General features: G+C 72.2%; 16 protein-coding genes. 5 read left to right on the top strand and 11 right to left on the bottom strand.

What is annotated here, in order from left to right; translation table 11 throughout:
- Positions 1-34 precede the first annotated feature (34 nt).
- The gene (locus tag AAW13_RS20095) at positions 35-1,534 is read right to left on the bottom strand and encodes a DNA-binding protein NsdB (protein ID WP_046731247.1); all 1,500 of its coding nucleotides are present in this window, start codon (positions 1,532-1,534) and stop codon (positions 35-37) included.
- Between the two features lie 268 nt (positions 1,535-1,802).
- On the opposite strand from AAW13_RS20095, the gene AAW13_RS20090 reads away from it, so the two are divergent.
- Complete coding sequence (locus AAW13_RS20090) at positions 1,803-2,942, top strand: aminoglycoside phosphotransferase family protein (RefSeq protein ID WP_046731248.1); 1,140 nt, start codon at positions 1,803-1,805, stop codon at positions 2,940-2,942.
- Between the two features lie 254 nt (positions 2,943-3,196).
- A complete protein-coding gene (locus AAW13_RS20085; RefSeq protein ID WP_046731249.1) occupies positions 3,197-5,188 on the top strand; it encodes an N-acetylmuramoyl-L-alanine amidase in 1,992 nt (663 codons plus the stop codon).
- Positions 5,189-5,203: 15 nt separating this feature from the next.
- On the opposite strand, the gene AAW13_RS20080 is transcribed toward AAW13_RS20085, so the two are convergent.
- The 8 genes from AAW13_RS20080 to AAW13_RS20045 form a co-directional block, all read right to left on the bottom strand.
- Positions 5,204-5,701: a glycosyltransferase family protein gene (locus AAW13_RS20080; protein ID WP_046731250.1), complete on the bottom strand. Its 498-nt coding sequence runs from the start codon at positions 5,699-5,701 to the stop codon at positions 5,204-5,206.
- A 67-nt stretch (positions 5,702-5,768) separates the two neighbouring features.
- Positions 5,769-8,636, bottom strand: a complete 2,868-nt coding sequence (locus AAW13_RS20075) for an ATP-binding protein (protein WP_079178871.1) — start codon at positions 8,634-8,636, stop codon at positions 5,769-5,771.
- Positions 8,637-8,767: 131 nt separating this feature from the next.
- Positions 8,768-9,667, bottom strand: a complete 900-nt coding sequence (locus AAW13_RS20070; protein WP_046731251.1) for a universal stress protein — start codon at positions 9,665-9,667, stop codon at positions 8,768-8,770.
- A 153-nt stretch (positions 9,668-9,820) separates the two neighbouring features.
- Positions 9,821-10,063: a DUF397 domain-containing protein gene (locus tag AAW13_RS20065; RefSeq protein WP_046731270.1), complete on the bottom strand. Its 243-nt coding sequence runs from the start codon at positions 10,061-10,063 to the stop codon at positions 9,821-9,823.
- Between the two features lie 83 nt (positions 10,064-10,146).
- Positions 10,147-11,313 (bottom strand): thiolase domain-containing protein, encoded by a 1,167-nt coding sequence (locus AAW13_RS20060; protein ID WP_046731252.1) that lies wholly within the window; start codon positions 11,311-11,313, stop codon positions 10,147-10,149.
- Positions 11,310-12,359 (bottom strand): thiolase domain-containing protein, encoded by a 1,050-nt coding sequence (locus tag AAW13_RS20055; protein ID WP_046731253.1) that lies wholly within the window; start codon positions 12,357-12,359, stop codon positions 11,310-11,312. The genes AAW13_RS20060 and AAW13_RS20055 overlap by 4 nt, the downstream gene beginning before the upstream one ends.
- Positions 12,356-13,297, bottom strand: coding sequence for a Zn-ribbon domain-containing OB-fold protein (locus AAW13_RS20050; RefSeq protein ID WP_046731254.1), 942 nt, complete (start codon positions 13,295-13,297; stop codon positions 12,356-12,358). The genes AAW13_RS20055 and AAW13_RS20050 overlap by 4 nt, the downstream gene beginning before the upstream one ends.
- Before the next feature lie 118 nt (positions 13,298-13,415).
- Complete coding sequence (locus tag AAW13_RS20045; protein WP_046731255.1) at positions 13,416-14,216, bottom strand: crotonase/enoyl-CoA hydratase family protein; 801 nt, start codon at positions 14,214-14,216, stop codon at positions 13,416-13,418.
- Positions 14,217-14,402: 186 nt separating this feature from the next.
- On the opposite strand from AAW13_RS20045, the gene AAW13_RS20040 reads away from it, so the two are divergent.
- Positions 14,403-16,013: an acyl-CoA synthetase gene (locus AAW13_RS20040; RefSeq protein WP_046731256.1), complete on the top strand. Its 1,611-nt coding sequence runs from the start codon at positions 14,403-14,405 to the stop codon at positions 16,011-16,013.
- A gap of 167 nt (positions 16,014-16,180) precedes the next feature.
- Positions 16,181-18,310, top strand: a complete 2,130-nt coding sequence (locus AAW13_RS20035) for an alkaline phosphatase family protein (RefSeq protein WP_420855477.1) — start codon at positions 16,181-16,183, stop codon at positions 18,308-18,310.
- 4 nt (positions 18,311-18,314) lie between these two features.
- Here AAW13_RS20035 and AAW13_RS20030 read toward each other — a convergent pair whose 3' ends face one another.
- Both AAW13_RS20030 and AAW13_RS20025 read right to left on the bottom strand, forming a co-directional pair.
- The gene (locus tag AAW13_RS20030) at positions 18,315-19,034 is read right to left on the bottom strand and encodes a class I SAM-dependent methyltransferase (RefSeq protein WP_046731258.1); all 720 of its coding nucleotides are present in this window, start codon (positions 19,032-19,034) and stop codon (positions 18,315-18,317) included.
- A 274-nt stretch (positions 19,035-19,308) separates the two neighbouring features.
- Positions 19,309-20,808: an acyl-CoA synthetase gene (locus tag AAW13_RS20025; RefSeq protein WP_046731259.1), complete on the bottom strand. Its 1,500-nt coding sequence runs from the start codon at positions 20,806-20,808 to the stop codon at positions 19,309-19,311.
- Positions 20,809-20,914: 106 nt separating this feature from the next.
- On the opposite strand from AAW13_RS20025, the gene AAW13_RS20020 reads away from it, so the two are divergent.
- Positions 20,915-23,335: a penicillin acylase family protein gene (locus tag AAW13_RS20020; protein ID WP_046731260.1), complete on the top strand. Its 2,421-nt coding sequence runs from the start codon at positions 20,915-20,917 to the stop codon at positions 23,333-23,335.
- Positions 23,336-23,384 lie beyond the last annotated feature (49 nt).

The following is a 23,384-nucleotide window of genomic DNA, read 5'->3' as shown; positions in this document are numbered from 1 at the left end:
TGGTTCAGTCGGCGGGCACCGAGCGCACGGGCCCCTATGCCTGTGCGCTGTTGTTCGTCCCCCTGCTCCGGGGCCTGGGCAGGGCGAGCTTGATCTCCTCCCGCAGTTCCTGGATCTTCGGATAGCTGGAGTACTCGGCGGTGAGCCGGTACATCTGGCGCAGCCGGTCCCAGGTGCGGTGCGAGGAGTTCGATCCCATCGAGACCAGGGCCAACCGCGCGTAGTGACCCGCCTGTTCGGGGTCGTCCGCGATGAAGCAGGCGGAGGCCATGGACAGGAAGTCGAAGATCTTCGACCGCTCCTGTTTGCTTCCTGCCCGGAGCGCCAGGGCCTTGTCCGCGTAGTGCCGGGCGTGCACGGCGGCGCTCGGGTCGTGGTCCGCCAGCGTCCGGTAGGCCAGGGCCTGCATGCCGTACAGATCCGCCTCGTTGAACATCTGCATCCAGCTGGGCGGCGGTACGTCGGTGCGGTCCGAGACAAACAGGCTCTCCGCCTGGCCGAGGGTGCGGCGCATCGCCTGGCCCCTGCCCATCGACGCCTGTGCCCAGGCCTCGATGGTGTGGAACATCGCCTGGGTGCGCGGCAGTACCTCGTGACCGGAGCCGGACTGGGCCAGCTTCATCAGATCGAGCGCCTCGTCGGGCCGGCCGATGTGCACCATCTGGCGAGCCGCTCTGGAGAGCGCCTCCCCGGCACGCGGCCGGTCGCCGCCCTCACGGGCCGCGTGGGCGGCGATGACGAAGTACTTCTGGGCCGTGGGCTCCAGGCCGACGTCGTGCGACATCCAGCCCGCGAGGACGGCGAGGTTGGCGGCGACGCCCCACAGGCGCCGCTGGAGATGGTCGGGGTGACGGTAGGCGAGCATGCCGCCCACCTCGTTGAGCTGTCCCACCACGGCCTTGCGTTGCAGCCCGCCGCCGCGGGCCGCGTCCCAGGCTCGGAACACCTCGACGGAGCGCTCCAGTTCCTCGATCTCCTCGGACCCGATGGGGGCGGCCTCGTAGCGGTCGAACCCGGCGGGGTCGGCGTGCAGGGGGTCGTCGAGGACGGGGGCGTCGGCCCTCAGGGTGGGGTCGGTGTGCAGCCAGTCGTACATGGCGGTGGTGAGTACGGATCCCGCGGTGAGCGCGGCACCCGCGCCCACCAAGCCGCGTCGGTTGAGCATGAGGTCCATTCCCGTGAATTCGGTGAGGACCGCGGCGGTTCGTTCGGGCGCCCACGGCATTCCGTCGGGATGTTCCGCGTTCCCGTCGTCCGGCCGTCTTCCCGTACGCCCGTGCCGTACCAGACCGAGGTCCTCGATGGTCACGACACGGCCGAGACGCTCGGTGAACAGAGCCGCCAGCACCCGCGGCACCGGATCGCGCGGGATCTCTCCCGTGTCGATCCACCGCCGCACCCGGGAGGTGTCGGTCGACAGCTGGGGGTGGCCCATGGCCGCCGCCTGCCGGTTGACCAGCCTCGCGAGTTCACCCTTGGACCAGCCGGCCAGGCCGAACAGGTCCGAGAGGCGGGTGTTGGGTTCTCCGGTCACGTCAAGCCCCCAGGTTCTCGGCTGAGTTGACAGTAGCCCGGTGACGGTTGCCGGGCGACTATTCGCCACGGTTCGCCAGGGTGCGCCAGATGGTGTGCCACTGGGCGACGGGTGTCAGGTAGGAACGCGCCACCCCGACCCGGTCGCCATCGACGGGCCCACTCCCCAGGGTGAGCCCGGGCGGCCGGGACGGGTTGGGCGTGAGAACTCTTCTCCACAGGACTTCTCAGGCAGGCACCGCAGGTACACGAAGGGATCTGTATCGCCCATGTACGCAGCATCGTCCTCCGTGTCCGCCCCGCCCCGGCCGCTGCGCCCCCGACCGGCGGGCAGCGGACCCTACCTCGACCCCGCCCGTACGGGGGCCGCCGTGCCGGTCGTGGGCCGGCCGCGGCGCGCCCCCGGGCTCGGCACCCAGCCCCTCAGCGGGAGACTGGACCTGTCCGGCCCACAGGGCGCGCAACTGCGCACCGCGATCGCGTCGGTGCACCGGATCTGCCCGGAGTTCGCTCCGGTGCAGGTGCTGCGGCGCACCGGGCGGTCCGTGATCCTCGTCGGGACGACGGGGCGCAGCACGGCCGTGGCGAAGTGTCTACTGGACCACTCCCCCGCCTGGGCGGAGCGGACCCGCCACGAAATAGCCGCATACCGCTCGTTCGTCCGGCACCGGCCGCCGATCCGGGTGCCGAGGCTGATCGCGGCGGACCCGGACAACTGCACCCTGGTGATCGAGCGGATGCCCGGCCGGGTGGCGGCGGTGCAGCGCCACCCCGCGGAGGCCCCGCCCAGGGCGGACATCCGGGCCGCGCTGGGCGCCGTCTGCCGGCTGAACGCGTGGCGGCCGCCGGCGGGCACCTTCGACGCCCCGGTGGACTACGCGGCCCGGATCTCCCGGTACCACGAGCTGGGGCTGCTCACCGACCGGGACATGGGTGACCTACAGAAGCTGCTGCACGGCATCGCGATCGCGGCGGGCCGCCAGGGGATGGGCCAGTTCTGCCACGGTGACGCCCTGCTCTCGAACATCCTGTTGTCGCCGGCCGGTCCAGTGCTGGTGGACTGGGAGCACGCGGGCTGGTACCTGCCGGGGTACGACCTGGCGACGCTCTGGTCGGTCCTCGGGGACGCCCCGGTGGCGCGCCGTCAGATCAGCCAGATCGCCCAGTCGGCGGGGCCCGCGTCCCGGGACGCGTTCCTGGTGAACCTGATGCTGGTCCTCACCCGGGAGATCCGGACGTACGAGACCGCCGTGCAGCGTTCGATGCACGACGCGACCCCGGCGGCACCGGGTACGGCCCACCCTGGTGCGGCGCCGACCGGCGAGGAACAGCGGCTGCTGCTCCGGCGGCTGCACGACGACTGTCAGCTGGCCCGGCGGGCCGTACGCGCGGCGGTCGGCACTCGCTGACGGGGACGGGGATCCGCGGTGCGCTCAGGGCAGCGGCGCACCGCGGATCCCTGGTGCACGGCCCCGTTCACCGGCGTACACCTCTGAAACCACGCAGGCCCGGAGCCTGCGGCGCGAAACTCCCACGAACATCGTATGACATGGGAAATCACCTCCCTCTGGGCATGATTGACGGATCGTCGGCAAGCCGGTACCACTGAGCCACGCTCAGCCCCGCACGCCCCGCCGCGCTCTAAACGCCCCAGGAGGCCGCATTGCGAGGATCCGTCACCGAGCCAGTTCCCGCCCGCCACGGCAGACGCACGCGCAGGACGGCAGGCGCCGTCGCCTCCGCGGCGCTGCTGCTGCCGTTGCTGGGCGCGGCTCCGCCCCCGAGCACCAGCGCGGCGTCCGCCGAGGCGCTCCAGCGCGCGTTCGCGTCCGCCGCCACCGACTACCACGTGCCGCAGAGCGTGCTGCTGGCCGTCTCGTACCTCCAGTCCCGCTGGGACGACCACGGCGGCGCGCCGAGCGTCTCCGGCGGCTACGGCCCGATGCACCTGACCGACGCACGCACCGCGCTGGCCACCGCGACCGAGCACTTCGCCGAGGGCACCGAGGATCCCCGCGGCGACAGCGCCCGGCCCGCCCTGCACCCGCGCGTGAAGGTGCCGGCGGACTCCGCGCTCCCGGCCCGTCTCAAGACGCTCACGAAGGCCGCCGGGCTGACCGGTATCCCGGCCGAGCGGCTGCGCACCGACCCGGCGGCGAACGTGGCCGGCGGCGCCGCCCTGCTCGCGGCGGCCCAGAAGGGTCTGGGCAGGCCGCTCAGCGCCGATCCGGCCGACTGGTACGGCGCGATCGCCCTCTTCTCCGGTGCCGACGACACTGCGACCGCGTCGGCGTACGCCGACGACGTCTTCGACGTCCTGCACACCGGCGAGGAGCGCACCACGGACGCGGGGCAGCTCGTCGTGCTCGCCGCGCAGCCGGACCTGAAGGCAGCCCGGCAGCCGGCGCCGGCCGGGCTGCGTACGGCGGCGGCGGACGACACCGAATGTCCGACAACGGTGTCATGCGAGTGGATCCCGGCGCCGTACGCGCAGTTCGGGGACAACGACTACGGCAACCACGACCTCGGTGACCGGCCGGCGTCGCAGAGCATCAAGTTCATCGTCATCCACGACACGGAAGGGTCCTGGGACGAGACCATCAAACTGGTCCAGGACCCGACCTATGTGTCCTGGAACTACACCATCCGCTCGACCGACGGCCTGATCGCCCAGCACGTCAAGGCGAAGGACGTGGCCTGGCACGCGGGCAACTGGTACATCAACGCCAAGTCGATCGGCATCGAGCACGAGGGCTTCCTCGCGTCGCCGGACGCCTGGTACACGGAGGCGATGTACCGGTCCTCGGCCCGGCTGGTGAAGTACCTCACCGACAAGTACGGCATCCCGCTGGACCGGCAGCACATCATCGGCCACGAGAACGTGCCGGGCCCGGTCACGTCCTCGATTCCCGGGATGCACACCGACCCGGGTCCGTTCTGGGACTGGCGCCACTACTTCGAGCTGCTCGAGCACCCCTTCAAGCGGACGGCAGGCAAGAAGGGGGGTCTGGTGACGATCCTGCCGGACTACGCCACCAACCAGCCCGCGTACACCGGCTGCGTCAGCAAGGGCCAGCCGTGTGCCGCGCACGGTTCCGGCGAGGTCCGGCTGTACTCCGACCACGACGAGAGCTCGGCCCTGATCAAGGACGTCGGCCTCGGTACGACGCCGACGACCGACGTGAACGACCTCTCGTCACGGGTCTCCACCGGTCAGCAGTACGCGGTGGCGGACACCTGGGGCGACTGGACGGCGATCTGGTACCTGGGCCAGAAGGCCTGGTTCAGGAACCCGGCCAAGGATCCGACGGCGGTGACCGCGGCGGGCCTGGTGGTCACGCCCAAGGCGGGCCTGACGAGCGTCCCCGTGTACGGCCGCGCCTATCCGGAGGCGTCGGCGTACCCGTCCGGGGTGCCCGCCCAGTCGATCTCGCCGCTGCCCTACACCATCCCGGCGGGTCAGGAGTACGTGGCCGGTGACGCGGTGCCGGGCGAGTACTTCTACGCGACCACCTTCGCCACCGACGCACACCGGGTCGTGACGGGCAAGGACCTGTACTACGAGATCCAGTACGGCCACCGGATCGAGTTCGTCCGGGCGGCCGACGTGGACGTGGTGCCGTCGCCGAAGACCGGACGGCACCACCGGCGGTGACCGGGCCGGCCTGTCTCAGCCCTGCTGGAAAAGCTCCGCGGGGAGCGGCTTCAGCAGGGCGTACAGGTCGTCCGTGATGGGTCGGTCCCAGGCGGCGATGGTGACGAGGACGCCGTCGCTGCGGTCGAACTGGACGCAGGAGATCCGGCTCTCGGAGAGCTTGAGCCTGCGCACGATCAGCAGGTTGTCGCCCTGGAGCACCGGCATGTCCTCGGTGCCCACGACGGTGACGTCCTCGTCGTTCTCCAGGGCCAGGAGGAGCTGGCCGACCTCGAACGGGACCTCGTCCTCCGCCACCTCGCGGGCCGGGGAGCCCTCGGGGAGGTTTCCGATGATCATCGCGGGGCCGCGGCCGCCGAAGAGGTCGTAGCGGAGGAAGACGCCCTGGCAGGTGCCGTCGGGGGCGGGCAGCAGCCCGGCTCCGAGGTTGCCGGGCCAGTCGCCCGGGTCCATGGCCAGTACGTCGAAGTCGGGGCCGGCGGGAGTGGCGCTGCGGCGACGGAGGAACGACATGCGCTCCATGGTACGGGGAGCCGCGGGTGCGGGGCCGTATGGACCGGTGGGTGGTTGCGGAGCGGTGTCAGGTGCGGGGCTGTGGGGACTTTCCGCGCGGTTCCCCGTGCCCCTGGGTGGTCTCGCGCAGTTGTCCCCGCGCCTGGGTGGTCTCGCGCAGTTCTCCCCGCGCCTGGGTGGTCTCGCGCAGTTCTCCCCGCGCCTGGGTGGTCTCGCGCAGTTCTCCCCGCGCCTGGGTGGTCACGCCCTGGGTCCGCTTCACAGCGGACGCCAGTTCGGCGCACGCGGTGGCCGCCAGGGTGTCCGCTCCGCACCGCTCGGCTGTTTTCAGGCCCCTGCGGAGGTGGGCGGTGTCGTGGAGTTCCGTGCCCAGGGCGACCAGGGCGCAGGCCAGCTCGTAGGCGGCGGGGGACCGCTCCAGGTGGGCCACCGCTTCTTCCAGGTAGGTCACGCGGGCCGGACCCGTCGCCACCTCGGCGGCCGTGCGCAGCGCCTGGCCGATCGCCGACGGGGCGCCGAACTGGCGGGCCCGGCTCACCGCTTCCAGGGCGGTGGTCAGGGCGCGCTCCGGTGCGTCGTGGGCCTCGGCCCGGGCCAGGTGGAGCTGCCAGGGGCACCAGGCGGGGTTGCGGATCCCGCGGGGTTCGAGGCGGCGGCCGGCCGCGGACAGCTCGGCCGCCGCGGCCTTGGTGAGGCCGCGGGCGAGGAGCAGCTCGCCGTAGACGGTCTGGGCGTCGGGGAAGACCACGGCCGCCGGGAACGGCTCCCGGAAGGAGTGGTCCTCGGCCAGCCGGGTGGCCTCGTCGGTACGGCCGCGGGCGATGAGGGTCTGGATGAGGGTGCCCAGGGCGTACCAGTGGGCGGGCGTGCCGGGTCCGACGCGTTCGGCGAGGCGCAGTCCGGAGCGGGCGAGGTCCTCCGCCTCGGCGAGGCGGCCGCGCCGGTAGCGGAGGTAGCCGAGGAGTGTGTAGGCGAAGGAGAGGTGCCCGCCGCGCCAGCCCTGGCGTTCGTAGTCGGCGATGCCGGCGGCGAACAGTTCCTCGGTGCGGTCGGGGCGGTCGGCGTACATGAAGGCGAGGGCGACCAGGACCGGGACCTCGAAGCCACGGTCGGCCTCGGCCCAGCCGAGGCCGCCGACGAGGGCGCGTTCGGCGTGGCGCAGGGCGGTGCCGGCGGGTTCGCCGCGCTGGATCGCGTCCCAGGTGCGCAGCCCGATGATGTACCGCTCGGTGAGGTCGCGGCCCTGGAGGCGGTCGGCGAGCCTGGCCAGGCGGCGGGAGCGGGCGGGATGGTCGGGTTCGTCGGCGCGGAAGGCGTCCCACATGAACTGTTCGGAGAGCATCCGCAGCCGGACCCGGGCGTCGTCGGTCAGCCGGATCTCGTGCGCGAGGGTCTCGGAGGCCTCGGCTAGGCGGTCGCTGTGGGCGAGGACCTGCGAGAGGCGGTAGACGATGCGGTGCCGCAGGGCGGGCTCGGCGATGGGTTCCTGGAGGGCGGCGCGGAGGTGGTTGACGGTGGTGGCCGGTTCGGTGAGCAGGGAGGCGCTGCCGAGTTCGTGGAGGACGGCGGCGCGCTCCTTGGCCGGCGGGGGTTCGCGCAGGGCGCGGGCCAGGTAGCGGCGGGCCGCGTCGGGGGCGCCGGCCCGGAGCGTCTCGCCGGCGGCGGCACGCAGCTGGCGCACGACCCAGGCGTCGCCCTCGGGGTGGGTCTCCAGGAGGTGGCGGGCTGCGGCGGTGGCGCCCTGACCGTCGTCGGTCACGCACCAGGCGGCCTGGCCGTGCAGGGCGACGCGGGTGGCGGGCGGGATGGCCCGGTAGACGGCGGTGGCGATGAGCGGGTGGACGAACTCCAGGGTGTCGGCGCCGGTGAGGACGCGGGCGCCGCGCAGGGCGTCGGCGGCGTCGGCGGCCTCCTCGTGGCCGAGGCCGGCGACGGCGGCGGCCAGCGTGGGATGGATCTCGGTGCCGAGGACGGCGCAGGCCCAGGCGAAGCGGACGGCGGACGGGCCGAGGCGTTCGAGCCGGGTGATCAGTCCGCTGCCCTTCACGGCGGCGGCGAGGTCGCGCAGCAGGGGTGCGCCGGCCTCGGTGGGGTCCAGGCCCCGGTCGTGGACCTTGGCGGTGAGCTCGACGATCTCGAAGGGGTTGCCGGAGGTGACGGCCCAGGACTCGTGGCAGAAGGCGTCGTCGGCGTGGTCGCCGAGGCTTTCGCGCACCAGGCCGGCGACGGCGTCGGCGCTGAGCGGTTCCAGGTCGTGCGGCCGGCCGCCTGCCCGGCCTGGCAGGCGGCGGAACGACTCGGCGTGGTCCGGGAGTTCGTCGGGCCGGTAGGCGACGACGACGAGCAGCGGGAGTTGTTCGGCGCGGGGCGCGAACGCGGCGAGCCAGCCGAGGGATTCGGGGTCGGCCCAGTGCGCGTCGTCGAGGACGAGGACCATCGGGGCGCGGCGCACGGCGAGGTGGGTGAGCACCCAGTCGAGTCCGTCGCGCAGGCCCTGCTGGTCGGGCGGGGCGCCCTCGGTGGGGGCGCACAGGCCGAGGGCGGGGCCGACGATGTCGTACCAACTGCCCAGTGAGGCGCGGAGTTCGGCCTCGGGCGCACCCGCGAGACGGGGTTGCAGGAGCTGGCGGGCGACGTGGAAGGCGACGCGCTGTTCCTGGTCGCCGCCGCGCGCTGACAGGACGGTGCAGCCCTGGGCGGTGGCGCGCCGGCGGACCTCGGCGAGCAGGGTGGTCTTGCCGATTCCGGCGCGGCCGGCGAAGGCGAGCAGCGCTCCGCGCGGACGGTCGTCCGGTGTCGTGACGTCCGGGCTCACTCCGGTCGGCCCGGTGCGCGCGGCGAGACCGGTGAGTTCGGCCAACGCCTCGTCGACGGCGGCGAGTTCGCTCTCACGTTCGTAGAGCGTTCGTCGGTTCCGCAGGACCCGCTGTCCCATGACCACCCCCCGCCACGGTGATGCGCGAGCGCGGGGAGCGGGCGCGCACCGTGGCTTGCAGGCAGCTCAGCGTACGCCTGACGAGGGTGATCCGCTCCCTACTGACGGTAACTGGCCGGTGGGCCTTGACATCACTGCTCGGGTGGCGGCGGGACCACCGCGACCGGGCAGGCCGCGTGCAGCAGGACGGCGTGGGTGACGGAGCCCAGCATGCGGGCCGGTGCGAGCGGGCGGCGGCGGTGCCGGCCGACGACGACGAGTTCGGCGTCCTTGGAGGCGGCGACCAGGAGTCCGGCCGCGTCACCGGGCAGCGCGAGGATCTCGGTCCACACGTTCGGGTGGTCCTTGAGGTGCGGGGCGAGGAAGCCCTCGGCGAGGGTGCGGGTCTCCCGCTCGACCTCGTCCTGGTCGACGGTCGGCACGACGAGGCTGCCGGCCGCGACCCAGGACCGGACCGGCCACGGGTAGCCGGCGATCACCTGGAGCCGTACGCCCCGCCACGCGGCCTCGACGAAGGCGAAGGCGAGGGTCGCGTCGTCGGGGCTGTCCGCGTCCACGCCGACGACGACCCGGGGTCCGGGTTCGGTGGGCAGGTCCTCCCGCACCTCGCGCCCGGGCCGGGGTATGACGACCACCGGGCACCCGGCGTCGCGGGCGGCGGCCATGCCGTTGGAGCCCAGCAGCAGGCTCGCGAAGCCGCCGCGGCCCCGGGAGCCGAGCACCAGCAGCAGGCCGTCGGCGCCGAGTTGGGGCAGCAGCGCGGTCGGGGCGCCCTCCAGGGCGACGTACTCGACGGTGAGCGGCTCGGCGCAGGCGTCCAGCCGGTCGCGGACCTCGTCGAGCACCGGGTCGCCGGCCGCGTCGGGCTCCCCGGCGACCAGGACGTCCGGCTGTCCCCAGGCGGCGTACTGGCGTACGTGCACCACGCGCAGCGGTGCCTTCCGCTGCCGGGCCGCCGTCACCGCCCAGTCCAGGGCGCGCAGGCTGTCGTCCGATCCGTCCACCGCAGCGATGACCGGCGTAGTGCTCATCGTTCCCTCACCTCCGGAATGTGACCTTCCCTTTCCGGGGCCAGCCTGTCTCAGGCGGCGGCCCCGGACGGGCGCTGCTGGTCACGTGTCCGGAAATCCTCGCGGAACACCGCCCGGTCCGCTCCGCGACGGGGACCGGGGGCGGTGCCGTGCTCAGGTGAGGTCGAACTCGCCCTCCCGGGCCCCCGACACGAAGGCACCCCATTCGGCGGGGGTGAAGATCAGGGAAGGACTCTCCGGCCGGCCGCTGTTGCGCATCGCGATGAATCCCTCGACAAAGGCGATCTGGACATCCCCCCGGCCACGGCTGCTGGACTGCCAGTCGGCCCCGCTGAGGTCCAGCTCCGGCTTGTCCCAGCCCAGAACCGGCTGCTGCTGGATGGTGCTCTCGGCCACGTCCGTGCTCCTCCCGAATTCGTCGTCCGCGGCCAGCCTAGCTTTCGGTTCCGGCACCCAACAGGCCACGTGGACGGGTCCTTTCAGGAGTCGGGGGCAGCGGAGCCGACGAGCCACATCGAGAAGAACTGGGAGCCGCCGCCGTAGGCGTGCCCGAGCACCTTGCGCGCGCCGTCCACCTGGTGTTCTCCGGCCCGGCCGCGGACCTGGAGGGCCGCCTCGGCGAACCGGATCATGCCGGAGGCGCCGATCGGGTTGGTGGAGAGCACCCCGCCCGACATGTTGACGGGGAGGTCACCGTCGAGTTCCGTGACCCCCGATTCGGTGAGTTTCCAGCCCTCGCCCTCCTCGGCGAAGCCCAGGTTCTCCAGCCACATGGGCTCGTACCAGGAGAACGGCACGTACATCTCGACGGCGTCGATGTCCCGGCGCGGGTCGGCGATCCCCGCCTGCCGGTAGACGTCCGCCGCGCAGTCCTTCCCGGCCTGCGGGGACACCGCGTCCTTGCCGGCGAACAGGGTGGGTTCGCTGCGCATGGCACCGCCCAGCATCCAGGCCGGCGGTCCCGGGGCGCGCGCGGCTCCGGCGCGGTCGGTGAGGACCATGGCGCAGGCGCCGTCGGAGGAGGGGCAGGTCTCCGAGTAGCGGATGGGGTCCCACAGCATGGGGGACGCCTGGACCTTCTCCAGGGTGATGTCGTGTTCGTGGAGGTGCGCGTAGGGGTTCTTCAGCGCGTTGCGGCGGTCCTTGTAGGCGACCAGCGAGCCGACGGTGTCGGGGGCGCCGCTGCGCCGCATGTAGGCCCGGACGTGGGGTGCGAAGAACCCGCCCGCGCCGGCCAGCAGCGGCTGCTGGAAGGGGATGGGCAGGGAGAGCCCCCACATGGCGTTCGATTCGGACTGTTTCTCGAAGGCGAGGGTCAGCACCGTGGAGTGGACGCGGGCGGCGACGAGGTTGGCCGCGACCAGCGCGGTGGAGCCGCCCACCGACCCCGCGGTGTGGACCCGCAACATGGGCTTGCCCACCGCGCCGAGGGCGTCCGCCAGGTACAGCTCCGGCATCATCACGCCCTCGAAGAAGTCGGGGGCCTTGCCGATGACGACGGCGTCGATGTCGGCCCACGTCAACTCGGCGTCCGCGAGGGCGCGCAGCGCGGCCTCGCGGACGAGTCCCGCGATCGAGACGTCCCGGCGCGCCGCGACGTGCTTGGTCTGGCCGATCCCCACCACGGCCACGGGTTCCTTGCTCATCGCGGATCCCCTTCGAGTACGGCGACCAGGTTCTGCTGCAAGCAGGGGCCGGAGGTGGCGTGGGCGAGGGCGCGGTCGGACTCGCCCCGGTGGATGCGGGCGGCGGCCTCGCCGACGCGGATCAGGCCGGCGGCCATGATCGGGTTGGCGGCCTGCGCGCCGCCGGACGGGTTGACGCGCACGTCGTCGCCGAGCCGCAGCGCCTTGCGCAGCACGACCTCCTGCGAGCTGAACGGGGCGTGCAGTTCGGCGGTGTCCACGGGCCGTTCGAAGGCGCCGGCCCGCTCGGCGGCGAGCCGTGCGGACGGCGAGTCGGTCAGGTCACGGACGCCGAGGCCGTGGGCCTCGATGCGGTGGTCGATCCCCCGGATCCAGGCGGGCCGCTCGCACAGCTCCCGGGCCCGGTCCCCGGCCGCGAGGATCACGGCGGCGGCGCCGTCCCCGATGGGCGGGCAGTCGCCGGTGCGGAGGGGCCGCACGACGTACTCCCCTTGCGGCACCGGACCGCTGAGCTGGGCGTGGGGGTTGCCGGTGGCGTCGGCGCGGTTCCTGGCGCCCACGGCGGCCAGCGCCGGCTCGTCGGTCTCCCCCGCGTCGATGAGCGCCTGGGCCTGGAGGGCGGCCAGGGCGACGGAGTCCGGCCACAGGGGCGCCAGGTAGTAGGGATCGAGCTGCCGGGTGAGCACGTCCCGGACGGAGCCGGGTGAGGACTTGCCGTAGGAGTAGACGAGCGCGGTGTCCGCGTCCCCGGTGAGCAGTTTGGTCCAGGCCTCGTACAGCGCCCAGGCGCCGTCCATCTCGACGTGCGACTCGGAGATCGGCGGCCAGGCGCCGACGCCGTCGAGGGCGAGGGTGAAGGAGAAGGCGCGGCCGGCCAGGTAGTCGCTCGACCCGGAGCAGGTGAAGCCGATGTCGGCGGTCCGCAGGCCGGTCCGGTCGAGTACCTCGTGCAGCACCGGCATCAGCATCTCCACCTCGGAGAGCTCGTCGCTGGTGCGCCGGTGACCGGTCTGCGCGAAGGCGACCAGCGCGATGTCACGCGTCACAGCAGCTCCTTGTACGTGTCGTAGTCCGCGTCGGGTTCGCCGGTGGGCCGGTAGTGGTCGGGGTAGCGGGCGCCCTCGGTCCACACCGGTTCGACCCGCAGGCCCATCCGCACCTGGTCGTAGGGGATGCCGCCGATCCGGCCGTGCAGGGCGAGCCCCGCGCCGTCCAGGGCGATGTGCGCGTAGACGTAAGGCACCTCGATGTCGAGGTTCTTCGCCTTGATGTTGACGATGCAGAAGGTGGTGACCGTGCCCCCGGGTCCCACCTCCACCTGTTCCGATGTGGCCACCCCACATGTGGGGCAGGCACCCCTCGGTGGGACGTACACCTTCCGGCAGGAGGGGCAGCGCTCACCGAACGTCCGTCGTGTCGACAGGGCGTTGATGTAGGCGGTCTGGGCGCGGCCGGGCGAGTAGGTGTAGTCGAGGCAGGCGTGGGCGACGATGCCGGTGACCGGTTCCTCGAACTCCCCCGCGTGGACGGTGACGACGGTGTCCGCACCGTCGTACGGCTCGAAGCAGGCGATGTCGGTGATGGCGCCGGAGCGCTCCTCGGCCCAGCGGATCCGGACCCGCATGCCCGTGTGCACGGCGTCGGGCCCGGGGACGTCGAGGGCGTGCAGCAGGGCGGTGTCGGCGCCGTCGAGCCGGACCAGCACCCAGGCGAAGGGCGTGGCGAGGGGCTGGCCCCGGCGGGGTTCGTGGTTCCAGGCCCAGGTGGTGACGGTGCCGGTGGTGGCCACGTGGACGAGGTCGCGGATCTCCTCGGCGGTGACGGGGTCGTACTCGACGGGCGGCACGAGGACGCGGCCGTCGCCGGTCCGCACCCCGAGGACGATCCGCTCCCGCAGCCCGGTGAGGAAGGCCCCCTGCACGGGCCCGAGGGAACGGGTGAACGGGAACTCGACGACGAGGGGGGCTTTGAGCACTTCGGGCATGGGGGCTCCTTGTCTTCACCGGGTGGGTGTTCAGCGCCCCGTCGGGGGCGCGGGGAACTGCGCGACCAGCCGCATACGACCTGCATGGAACGAACTGCCCCGCCAGGCGAGCGCAGCGCTACGCACGCTTGTAGTCAGGCACCCGCTTCTCCGCGAACGCACGCGCCCCTTCCTTCGCGTCGGCCGTGTCGAACACCGGCCACCCCCGCTTCAGCTCCGCGGCCAGCCCGTCGACCTCCGTCATCTCCGCCGTCTCGTACACCGACGCCTTCACGGCCTCGACCGCCAGCGGCCCGCACGCGTTGATCTGCTCGGCGATCTCCAGCGCCTTGTCCAGCGCGCTCCCGTCGGGCACGACATGCCCGACGAGCCCGATGTCCGCGGCCTCGCGCGCGCTGTACGGCCGCCCCGTCAGCAGCATCTCCAGCGCGTGGGTGCGCGGGATCTGGCGTTGCAGCCGCACCGTGGAGCCGCCGATCGGGAAGAGTCCGCGCCTGACCTCGAACAGACCGAAGGTCGCGGACTCGCCCGCGACCCGGATGTCGGTGCCCTGAAGGATCTCGGTGCCGCCCGCGACGCAGTACCCCTCGACCGCGGCGATCACCGGTTTGCGCGGGCGGTGATGACGGAGCATCGCCTTCCAGTGCAGGTCCGGGTCGGCCTTCAGCCGGTCGCGGAGGTGCTCCCCCGCCATGCCCTGTCCCGCCAGCGCCTTGAGGTCCATCCCGGCGCAGAAGGCGCCGCCGGCCCCGGTGAGCACGACGGAGCGGACGCCGTCGTCCTCGTCGGCCTCGATCCAGCCGTCGTACAGACCGACGAGCATGGAGATCGAGAGTGCGTTCTTCGCCTCGGGCCTGTTCAGCGTGAGCACCAGTGTGGCGCCCTCGCGCCGCACGGTGAGGTGTTCCGTGCCACCCATGGACCTCTCCCCTCTGCCGGAACGAGAACAGGTTGCAGTAGGGCGGAGGGCACTTCAAGGGTTTTCTGACAGACAGTCAGATTTCTTCGCGCGAACCCTTCCCACTTGCCGCGCCCTTTGCTCTGATGACCGGCGAACCGACAGTTGCGCCTTTCTTCGTCATGGTTGCCGGGGTCAGGAGGAGCGGTGGAGTACAACCTTGCCGACCTGTTCGAGTCGGTCGTCGACGTGGCCGCGGACCGCGAGGCGCTCGTGTACATCGACCACCCCGGCACGGGTGCCGAGCGCCGGCTGACCTACGCGGAGCTGGACGCGGCCGCCAACCGCGTCGGCCACCATCTGATCGACAGCGGGATCCGGCCGGGCGAACACCTCGGGCTGCACCTGTACAACGGGGTGGAGTACCTCCAGACGGTGCTCGGCTGCCTCAAGGCACGGGTCGTACCGGTCAATGTCAACTACCGCTATGTCGAAGAGGAGTTGGTGTATCTCTACCGGGACGCCGACCTGGTCGCGCTGGTCTTCGACGCGGAGTTCGAGGAGCGGGTGGCGGCGGCGCTGCCGCGGGTCCCGAAACTGCGGCACCTGGTACGGGTGGGCGAGCCCGCCTCGGAGCTCAAGGCACTCGCGTTCCCGGAGGCCGAGGCCGCGGGGTCGCCCGGCCGCGGGTTCCCGGCGCGTTCGGCGGACGACCAGTTCATCATCTACACCGGTGGCACCACCGGGATGCCCAAGGGCGTGATGTGGCGTCAGGAGGACCTGTTCTTCGCCGGGCTGGGCGGTGGCGCACCGACCGGTGAGCCGGTCGGGCGGCCGGAGGAACTGGCCGAGCGGGTCGCGGCCGGCGGCACCGGGATCACCTTCTTCCCCACTCCCCCGCTGATGCACGGCACGTCCACCCTGACCAGCTTCATCGGCTTCAACTTCGGGCAACGCGTGGTGATACACCGCAAGTTCGCGCCCGAGGAGGTGCTGCGGACGGTCGAGAAGGAGAAGGTGACCAGTATGTCGCTGGTCGGCGACGCGATGCTGCGGCCGCTGATCGACGCTCTCAACGGGCCTATGAAGGGCACCGACTGCTCCGCTCTGTTCAGCGTCTCCTCGTCGGGCGCGATCCTCTCCGAGACCGTACGCCGCGAGTTCAGCGAACTCGTCCCGAACGCCATGCTGTTGAACAACTTCGGCTCCTCCGAGTCCGGTTTCAACGGCACGGCGACCGACGACTCGGGGGCCGGCAGCCGGTTCCGGGTCCGGGTCAACTCGCGTACCCAGGTGGTCGATCCGGCCACCCATGAGCCGGTCGCGGTGGGCGAGATCGGGCGGGTGGCGCAGAGCGGCCATGTGCCGCTCGGCTACTACAACGACCCCGGGAAGACCGCCGAGACCTTCTTCGAGAAGGACGGCCGCCGCTGGGTGCTGCTGGGCGACATGGGGACGATCGACGCGGACGGCGTGGTCACCGTCCTCGGCCGGGGGTCGCAGTGCATCAACACCGGGGGCGAGAAGGTGTACCCGGAGGAGGTCGAGCAGGCGCTGAAGTCGCATCCGGACGTGTACGACGCGCTGGTGGCGGGGGTGCCGGACGCGAAGTGGGGCAACCACGTGGCGGCGGTGGTGCAGTTGCGCGAGGGGGCGCCGCGTCCGTCGCTGGCGGACATCCAGTCGCACTGCCGCACCCATCTCGCCGGGTACAAGATCCCGCGCCAGCTGGTGATCACGGAGACGGTGCAGCGGTCGCCGAGCGGGAAGGCCGACTACCGGTGGGCACGGGAGGTGGCGGCCGCGGCGGACCGGTAGCGGCGCCCGCCCGGTGACGGGACGTGAGCCCGGCGTACTCTTTGCGCTCGGTTGACCCGGGCGGTTGAACGTCAGGTTACGTGCGACCGTACGCGAGGTTGGCGGTCGTGACCTGCGGATCCTGGGCCGCCGTGCCATCACCGGGCTCAGCACGGAAGGACGTACGGGTGTCGCACCTCACGCCCCCTCGCCAGCAACTGGACACGGACGCGGACGCGCCGGTCCCGGACCCGGCGGAGGAGGCATCACCCACACCGGAGGCCCCCGAGCCGAACGCCGAAGCGAAAGCCGACGCCGAGGCCGAGGCCGGTACCGAGGCCGACGGGAGCGAGTCGGGCGAGGGGTCCGAGGCTGCCGAAGCGGCCGGCTCCGACACGAGTCCCGCGGCTGAGGCGGCGGCCGGCCCCGACGCCGCCTCTGCCTCTGCCGGGGACAAAGCCGACGCCTCTGCCTCTGCTTCTGCCGGGGACAAAGCCGACGCCTCTGCCTCCGCTTCTGCCGGGGACGAAGCCGAAGCCTCTGCCTCTGCTTCTGCCGGGGACGAAGCCGAAGCCTCTGCCTCCGCCGGGGACGACGCCGAGGCCTCTGTCTCCGCCTCCGCTGGGGACGGCGCCGGGGCCTCCGTCCAGGGTGCCGACACCCCGCGGGCCCGTTGGTTCCGGCGGTGGCGGCTGAATCCTCGCGCCGCAGCCGTCGTACGGGTGGGTGCGAACGTGCTGGCCGGGGTGTTCGTGCTCGTCGCGATCCTCGTGCCCGACCGGCTCGACCGGTTCACCCTCCAGGGTTTCTTCCGGCTGCCCGTCGAAGCGCTCTTCCTCGCGATCCTCCTGCTGGCGCTGCCGTCCCGGGCACGGCGGATCGCGGCCGTCGCCACGGGCGCGCTGATCGGCCTGTCCACCGTCCTCAAGTGCCTCGACATGGGCTTCTACCAGACCCTGGCCCGGCCCTTCGACCTGGTCTTCGACTGGGTGCTGCTGACCGACGCCGCGGACTGGGTGAAGGACTCGTTCGGCCACACGGGCGAGATCCTCGCGGTGATCGGCGTGATCGTGCTGCTCATCGCCGTACTCGTGCTCAGCGCGCTCGCGATGGTGCGGCTGGCGGACATGATGGCCGGGCACCGCGCCGTGGCGGTACGCACCACGCTCGTCCTCGGCGTCGTGTGGATCACCTGCTTCACGCTGGGCGTGCAGTTCGCCGGTGTCCCGGTCGCCACGAAGGGCTACAGCCAGTTCCTCGCCAACCGTGTGCAGTACGTCCGCGACGGGCTGGGCGACGCCGACGTCTTCAAGAAGCAGCTCGCCGTCGACGCCTACGCCGGCACCCCGCCGAACCAGCTGCTGACCGGACTGCGCGGCAAGGACGTGCTGTTCACCTTCATCGAGAGCTACGGCCGGGTGGCGATCGACGATCCGGCGATGGCGCCGGAGATCGACGCGACGCTCACGGAGGGGAACGCCCGGCTCAAGTCGGCCGGTTTCGCCGCGCAGAGCGGCTGGCTCAGGTCGCCCGTCACGGGCGCCGGCAGCTGGCTCGCCCACTCGACGTTCCTGTCCGGCCTGTGGATCAAGAACCAGCAGCGCTACCGGACCCTGACCACCGGTGACCACGCGACCCTCACCAAGTACTTCCAGAAGACCGGTGCCTGGCGCACGGTCGGTATCGTGCCGGGCGTGCGCAAGGCCTGGCCCGAGGGCAAGTACTTCGGCCTCGACCACATCTACGACTCCACGCACCTCGGTTACGAGGGCCCGTACTTCAGCTGGACGCCGGTGCCGGACCAGTTCAGCCTGGAGGCCTTCCAGAAGCTGGAGCACGGCAAGAAGAACCGCGACCCGATCATGGCGGAGATCATCCTGGCCTCCAGCCACAACCCCTGGTCGCCCATCGCGCACATCATCGACTGGAAGGACCTCGGCGACGGCAAGGTCTTCTACAAGATCAAGAAGGAGGGCACCGACCCGACGGAGGTCTGGAAGAGCGCACAGCGGGTGCGGACCGAGTACCGCAAGGCGATCCAGTACTCCCTGGACAGCCTGACGCAGTGGATGCAGCGGTACGGCGACGACAATACCGTCCTGGTGTTCCTCGGCGACCACCAGCCCGTCCCGACGGTCACCGGCGGCACCGCGAACAAGGACGTGCCCGTCACCATCGTCGCCCGCGACCCGAAGGTCCTGAAGCGGGTCTCCGGCTGGGGCTGGACGGACGGGCTGAAGCCCGCGGACAACGCCCCGGAGTGGGCCATGGACCAGTTCCGGGACCGCTTCCTGAAGGCGTTCGGGCCACAGGGCTGAGGCCTCAGGGGGGCGTTCCTGGCTTGGTCACCCGGAACGCGAACTGGCCGCAGAACATGAGCTTGCGCAGGTTCACCAGGGCCGCCCGCCGGTCGCCGGTGCGGGCCCAGGCGTCGATCTCCGTGTTGAGCGGCGACTCCCGCCGCCAGAACCGGCCGTACTCCTGTTTCCGGCTGTCGTGGTAGCTGCGCATGATCAGGGTCACGCCGTCGAGCGAGGGACGGACCTCCTCCAGGGTGAGGCCGGCCTCCTCGACCAGCACCCGGAACCCGTACGGCGTGTAGTTCCACAGGCTGAAGGAGTGGTACGGCTCGAACTGGGAGGTGCTGCCGATGAACAGCCCGCCCGGCCGCAGCACCCGGCCCACCTCCGCGAGGAGTTCCCTGGGCCGGGCGACGTGCTCGAAGACCTGGTGCGAGTACACGAGTGGCACGGCGTCCGAGCGGAACGGCATGTTGACGCCGTCGAAGTGGACCACCGCGTCGCCGCCGGGCGTGCGCTGCGCGGCCTCCGGGGAGTCGCGGATGTCCAGTCCCACCCACCGGACCCGGGGGTCGTGGCTGCGGAAGAGTCCGGCCGAGGCGCCGCGTCCGCAGCCGAGGTCGACCACCCGGTCCGGTGGCCGCGGGCCCCTCATGGCCTCGTCGAGGTAGTAGCGGGAGGTCACCTGCCGGGCGTGATCGTCGGGGATGCAGTCGTGCATGAGTTCCCACAGGGTCGACATGGCCTCACGCTACGAAGCCGCCTCCCTTCGGGCCGCGTGCCGGTGCCCGTTCGGCACGGCCGTCATCCCAAGGGACGAACGCGACGCCGCGGACGGCTCAGGCGCCCCGGCGCCGCAGTCCCCCGGCCTGCCGGTGGCTGAGCTTCGTTCCGTTCCAGGGCGCCGGCGAGCGGGAGACCGGCGCGCAGCACCTCGCCGGGGGCGGGGACGCCCGCGAGTGCGCCGAGGGCGACGGGGAGACGGCGGCGCCCGTCTGCTGTGTGCAGGCGGGTCCTCAGGCGGGGCCGAACCGGTCGCGCAGCTCACGCTTCAGGATCTTGCCGCTGGCGTTGCGGGGCAGCTCGGTCACGAACAGGATCCGCTTCGGCGCCTTGAAGGCGGGCAGCCGCTCCTTCACATGGGCGATCAGGGCGGCCTCGTCGGTCTCGCCGCGTGGCACGACGACCGCCGTGACCGCCTCGACCCACCGCTCGTCGGGCAGGCCGATGACGGCGGCCTCGGCGACCGCCTCGTGGGTGTAGAGGGCGTCCTCGACCTGTCGTGAGGCGACCAGTACGCCACCGGAGTTGATGACGTCCTTGACCCGGTCGACGATCGTGAAGTAGCCGTCGGAGTCGCGTACCGCGAGGTCGCCGGAGTGGAACCAGCCGTCCCGGAAGGCCTCCTCGGTCTCCTCGGGTTTCCGCCAGTAGCCGTCGCACAACTGCGGCGAGCGGTACACGATCTCACCGGGCGTGCCGTCGGGTACGTCCCGGCCGTCCTCGTCGACCACGCGGGCCTCCACGAACAGCACGGTGCGGCCGCAGGAGTCCAGCCGCCCCTTGTGCTCCTCGGGGGCGAGCACGGTGGCCAGCGGTCCGATCTCGCTCTGCCCGAAGCAGTTGAACAGGGCCAGTTTCGGGAGCCGTTCCCGCAGCCGTTCGAGGACGGGCACCGGCATGACCGACGCCCCGTAGTAGGCCTTGCGCAGGCCGCCGAGGTCGCGGGTGGCGAAGTCGGGCCGGCCGGCCAGGCCGATCCACACGGTGGGCGGTGCGAACAGGCTGTCCACGCGGCCGGCTTCGATCAGGTCGAACAGGGTGTCACCGTCCGGGGCGGCCAGGATGACGTTGGTCGCGCCGACCGCCAGGTAGGGCAGCAGGAAGACGTGCAGCTGGGCGGAGTGGTAGAGCGGCAGGGCGTGCGCGGGCCGGTCCCCGGCGCTCAGGTCGAGGGCGGCGATCGCGCTCAGGTACTCGTGCACCAGCGCCCGGTGGCTCATCATCGCGCCCTTGGGCAGCGCCGTGGTCCCCGAGGTGTACAGCAGCTGCACCAGGTCCTCGGCACGCGGCTCCGGACCGTCGTAGGGCGCCGCCCGCTCCAGCAGGGCGAGCAGCGAGTCCTCGGCGTCCCGCAGCGGCAACACCCGTACACCGTCCGGGAGTCGTCCGGCGAGGTCCGGGTCGGCCAGCACCAGCGAGCTGCCCGACTGGTCGACGATGTAGGCGAGGTCGTCGCCGGTCAGGTTCTGGTTCACGGGCACGTGCACCAGACCGGCGCGGGCGCAGGCGAGGAAGGCGATCAGGTAGGCGTCGGAGTTGTGCCCGTAGGTCGCGACCCGGTCGCCGCGGTCGAGGCCACGGCCGAGCAGCACGCTCGCCGCGCGTGAGACGGCGTCGTCGAGTTCCTGGTACGTCCAGCGGCGTTCGCCGTACTCCACCGCCACCCGTGCGGGGGTGCGTCGGGCGCTGCGTCGCAGCACCCCGTCAACCGTGCTGCCCTGTCCCTGCGTCATGGCTCATGATCCTCTGTCCGTCGCACGGACAGGTCAAGCACCATCGAAGCGCACACGCACAGCGTTCCTCAACCGCTCCTTCCCGCAACGACGTTGGGAGGCACAGATGCGCACCACCCGTCTGAGACGACTGCTCGTCGCAGCCGTCGCACTGCTCACCGCATCGGCCGCGTTACCGGCCGCCGCGGCCGACCGGCCGGCCCGCCAGGACCGTCCCTCGCACGGCGGTCTGTCCGCCGTCATCCGCTACACCGAGTACGGCGTTCCGCACATCCTCGCCAAGGACTACGCCGATCTGGGCTTCGGCACCGGCTGGGCCCAGGCCGCCGACCAGGTCTGCACGCTCGCCGACGGCTTCGTCACGCTGCGCGGCGACCGTTCGCGCTATTTCGGCCCCGACGCCGGGACCGACCTGTCGCTCTCGTCGGCCGCCACCAACCTCTCCAGCGACCTGTTCTTCCGGGGCGTACGGCGGGCCGGGACGGTGGCGGAACTGCTCGCCCGACCGGCGCCGCTGGGTCCGAGCCGGCAGGTGCGGGACCTGATGCGGGGCTTCGCCGCCGGCTACGACGCCTGGCTGGCGCGGCACCGGATCACCGACCCCGCCTGCCGGGGCGCGGCCTGGGTGCGGCCGATCACCACCCTGGACGTGGCCACCCGCTTCTACGCCCTGTCGGTGCTGGGCGGCCAGGGCGGTGCCGTGGACGAGATCACCGCGGCGCAGCCGCCCACCGGGGCCACCGGGGCCACCGGGGCCGCCCGGGACGTCGACGCCGCGGCCCTGGTCAAGGCCGTGCGGGCGCGGACCGCCGCCGACTCCGACATGGGGTCGAACGCGGTCGCCTTCAGCGGTGCCACCACGGCGAACGGCCGGGGTCTGCTGCTGGGCAACCCGCACTACCCCTGGCAGGGCGGACGCCGGTTCTGGCAGTCGCAGCAGACCATTCCCGGCGAACTCGACGTCGCGGGCGCCTCGTTGCTGGGTTCGCCGACGATATCCATCGGCTACAACGCCCATGTGGCGTGGAGCCACACCGTCGCGACCGGCGTCCCCTTCAACCTGACCCGGCTCACCCTCGCCCCGTCCGACCCCACCGTCTACCTGGTCGACGGCAAGCCGGAGCACATGACGAAACGGACCGTGACCGTCCGGGTCAAGGGCGGCGCGCCGGTCACCCGCACCCAGTGGTGGACGCGGTACGGCCCGGTCGTCGCGGATCCCGGCGGCCAGCCGCCGCTGCCCTGGACGGCGACGACGGCGTACGCGTTCAACGACCCCAACGCCGCCAACTTCCGGTTCGCCGACACCTCGCTCGGCTTCGCCAAGGCCCGGTCCACGGCGGGCATCGCCGACTCCCTCGACCGGCACCAGGGTCTTCCCTGGGTGAACACGGTCGCCGCGGACTCCTCCGGACACACGCTGTACACGCAGTCGCAGGTGCTGCCCCGGATCACCGACGCGCTGGCCGCGGAATGCTCCACCGACCTCGGCAGACTCACCTACCCGCAGGCGGGGCTCGCGGTCCTCGACGGCTCGCGGAGCGCCTGCACTCCGGGCAGCGATCCGGACGCCGTCCAGCCCGGGATCTTCGGGCCGTCCCGGATGCCCGTCCTGAAGGACGCGCCGTACGCGGAGAACTCCAACGACAGCGCCTGGCTGGCCAACGCCGACCGGCCGCTCACCGGGTACGAGCGGATCTTCGGCGCCATCGGGACGCAGCGTTCGATGCGGACCCGGGGCGCGCTCGAGGACGTGTCCGCGATGGCGAGGCGGGGCGGGCTGACCGTGCGGGACCTCCAGGCCCAGGAGTTCACGAACCGGGTGCCCGCGGGCGACCTGGCGGCGGCCGACACGGCGAAGGCCTGTGCCGCCCTGCCCGGCGGCAGCGCGAAGGGCTCGGACGGCAGGTCCGTCGACGTCTCCGCCGCCTGCCCGGTGCTGGCGTCCTGGGACCGGACGATGAACACGGACAGCAGGGGCGCCCTGCTCTTCGACCGTTTCTGGCGGAAGCTGACCGCCTCGGTGGCGTCGGCCCAGCTCTGGAAGGTGCCGTTCTCGGCGGCCGACCCGGTGCGCACGCCGAACACGCTCGACACCGCCGACCCGGGCTTCGCGACGGCCCTGGCCGACGCCGTCGCCGAGCTGCGCGCGGCCGGGATCGCCCTTGACGCCCCGCTCGGGCAGCACCAGTTCGTGGTCCGCGGCGGCCGCCACATCGCCGTACCGGGCGGCACGGAGCGGCTGGGGGTCTGGAACAAGGTGGAGGCGGTCTGGAGCCCGGCCCAGGGCGGCTACACGGAGGTGACGACCGGGTCGAGCCACATCCAGGCGGTCGGCTGGGACGGCGGCGGCTGCCCGGTGGCCCGCACCCTGCTGACGTACTCACAGTCCTCGAACCCCGACTCGCCGCACTACGGCGATCAGACCCGGCTGTTCTCGGCCGAGAGATGGGTGACCGCGCGGTTCTGTGAGAAGGACATCCTGTCGTCACCGGTGCTGCGATCGGTCCACGTGCACCAACGCTGAGGATGTGTGGTCCCGTTCCTGTGGGGCGGGACCACACCCGCGTGACGGG

Source organism: Streptomyces humi, assembly GCF_001005085.2.
GTDB lineage: Bacteria > Actinomycetota > Actinomycetes > Streptomycetales > Streptomycetaceae > Streptomyces > Streptomyces humi.
This window is presented reverse-complemented; position numbering and strand designations above follow the sequence as displayed.

Excerpts from the sequence above, each read along its gene's own strand:
- AAW13_RS20090 (WP_046731248.1), top strand. The coding sequence starts at position 1,803 with ATGTACGCAGCATCGTCCTCCGTGTCCGCCCCGCCCCGGCCGCTGCGC.
- AAW13_RS20080 (WP_046731250.1), bottom strand. The coding sequence starts at position 5,701 with ATGTCGTTCCTCCGTCGCCGCAGCGCCACTCCCGCCGGCCCCGACTTC.
- AAW13_RS20075 (WP_079178871.1), bottom strand. The coding sequence starts at position 8,636 with ATGGGACAGCGGGTCCTGCGGAACCGACGAACGCTCTACGAACGTGAG.
- AAW13_RS20070 (WP_046731251.1), bottom strand. The coding sequence starts at position 9,667 with ATGAGCACTACGCCGGTCATCGCTGCGGTGGACGGATCGGACGACAGC.
- AAW13_RS20060 (WP_046731252.1), bottom strand. The coding sequence starts at position 11,313 with ATGAGCAAGGAACCCGTGGCCGTGGTGGGGATCGGCCAGACCAAGCAC.
- AAW13_RS20050 (WP_046731254.1), bottom strand. The coding sequence starts at position 13,297 with ATGCCCGAAGTGCTCAAAGCCCCCCTCGTCGTCGAGTTCCCGTTCACC.
- AAW13_RS20045 (WP_046731255.1), bottom strand. The coding sequence starts at position 14,216 with ATGGGTGGCACGGAACACCTCACCGTGCGGCGCGAGGGCGCCACACTG.
- AAW13_RS20030 (WP_046731258.1), bottom strand. The coding sequence starts at position 19,034 with ATGTCGACCCTGTGGGAACTCATGCACGACTGCATCCCCGACGATCAC.
- AAW13_RS20025 (WP_046731259.1), bottom strand. The coding sequence starts at position 20,808 with ATGACGCAGGGACAGGGCAGCACGGTTGACGGGGTGCTGCGACGCAGC.
- AAW13_RS20020 (WP_046731260.1), top strand. The coding sequence starts at position 20,915 with ATGCGCACCACCCGTCTGAGACGACTGCTCGTCGCAGCCGTCGCACTG.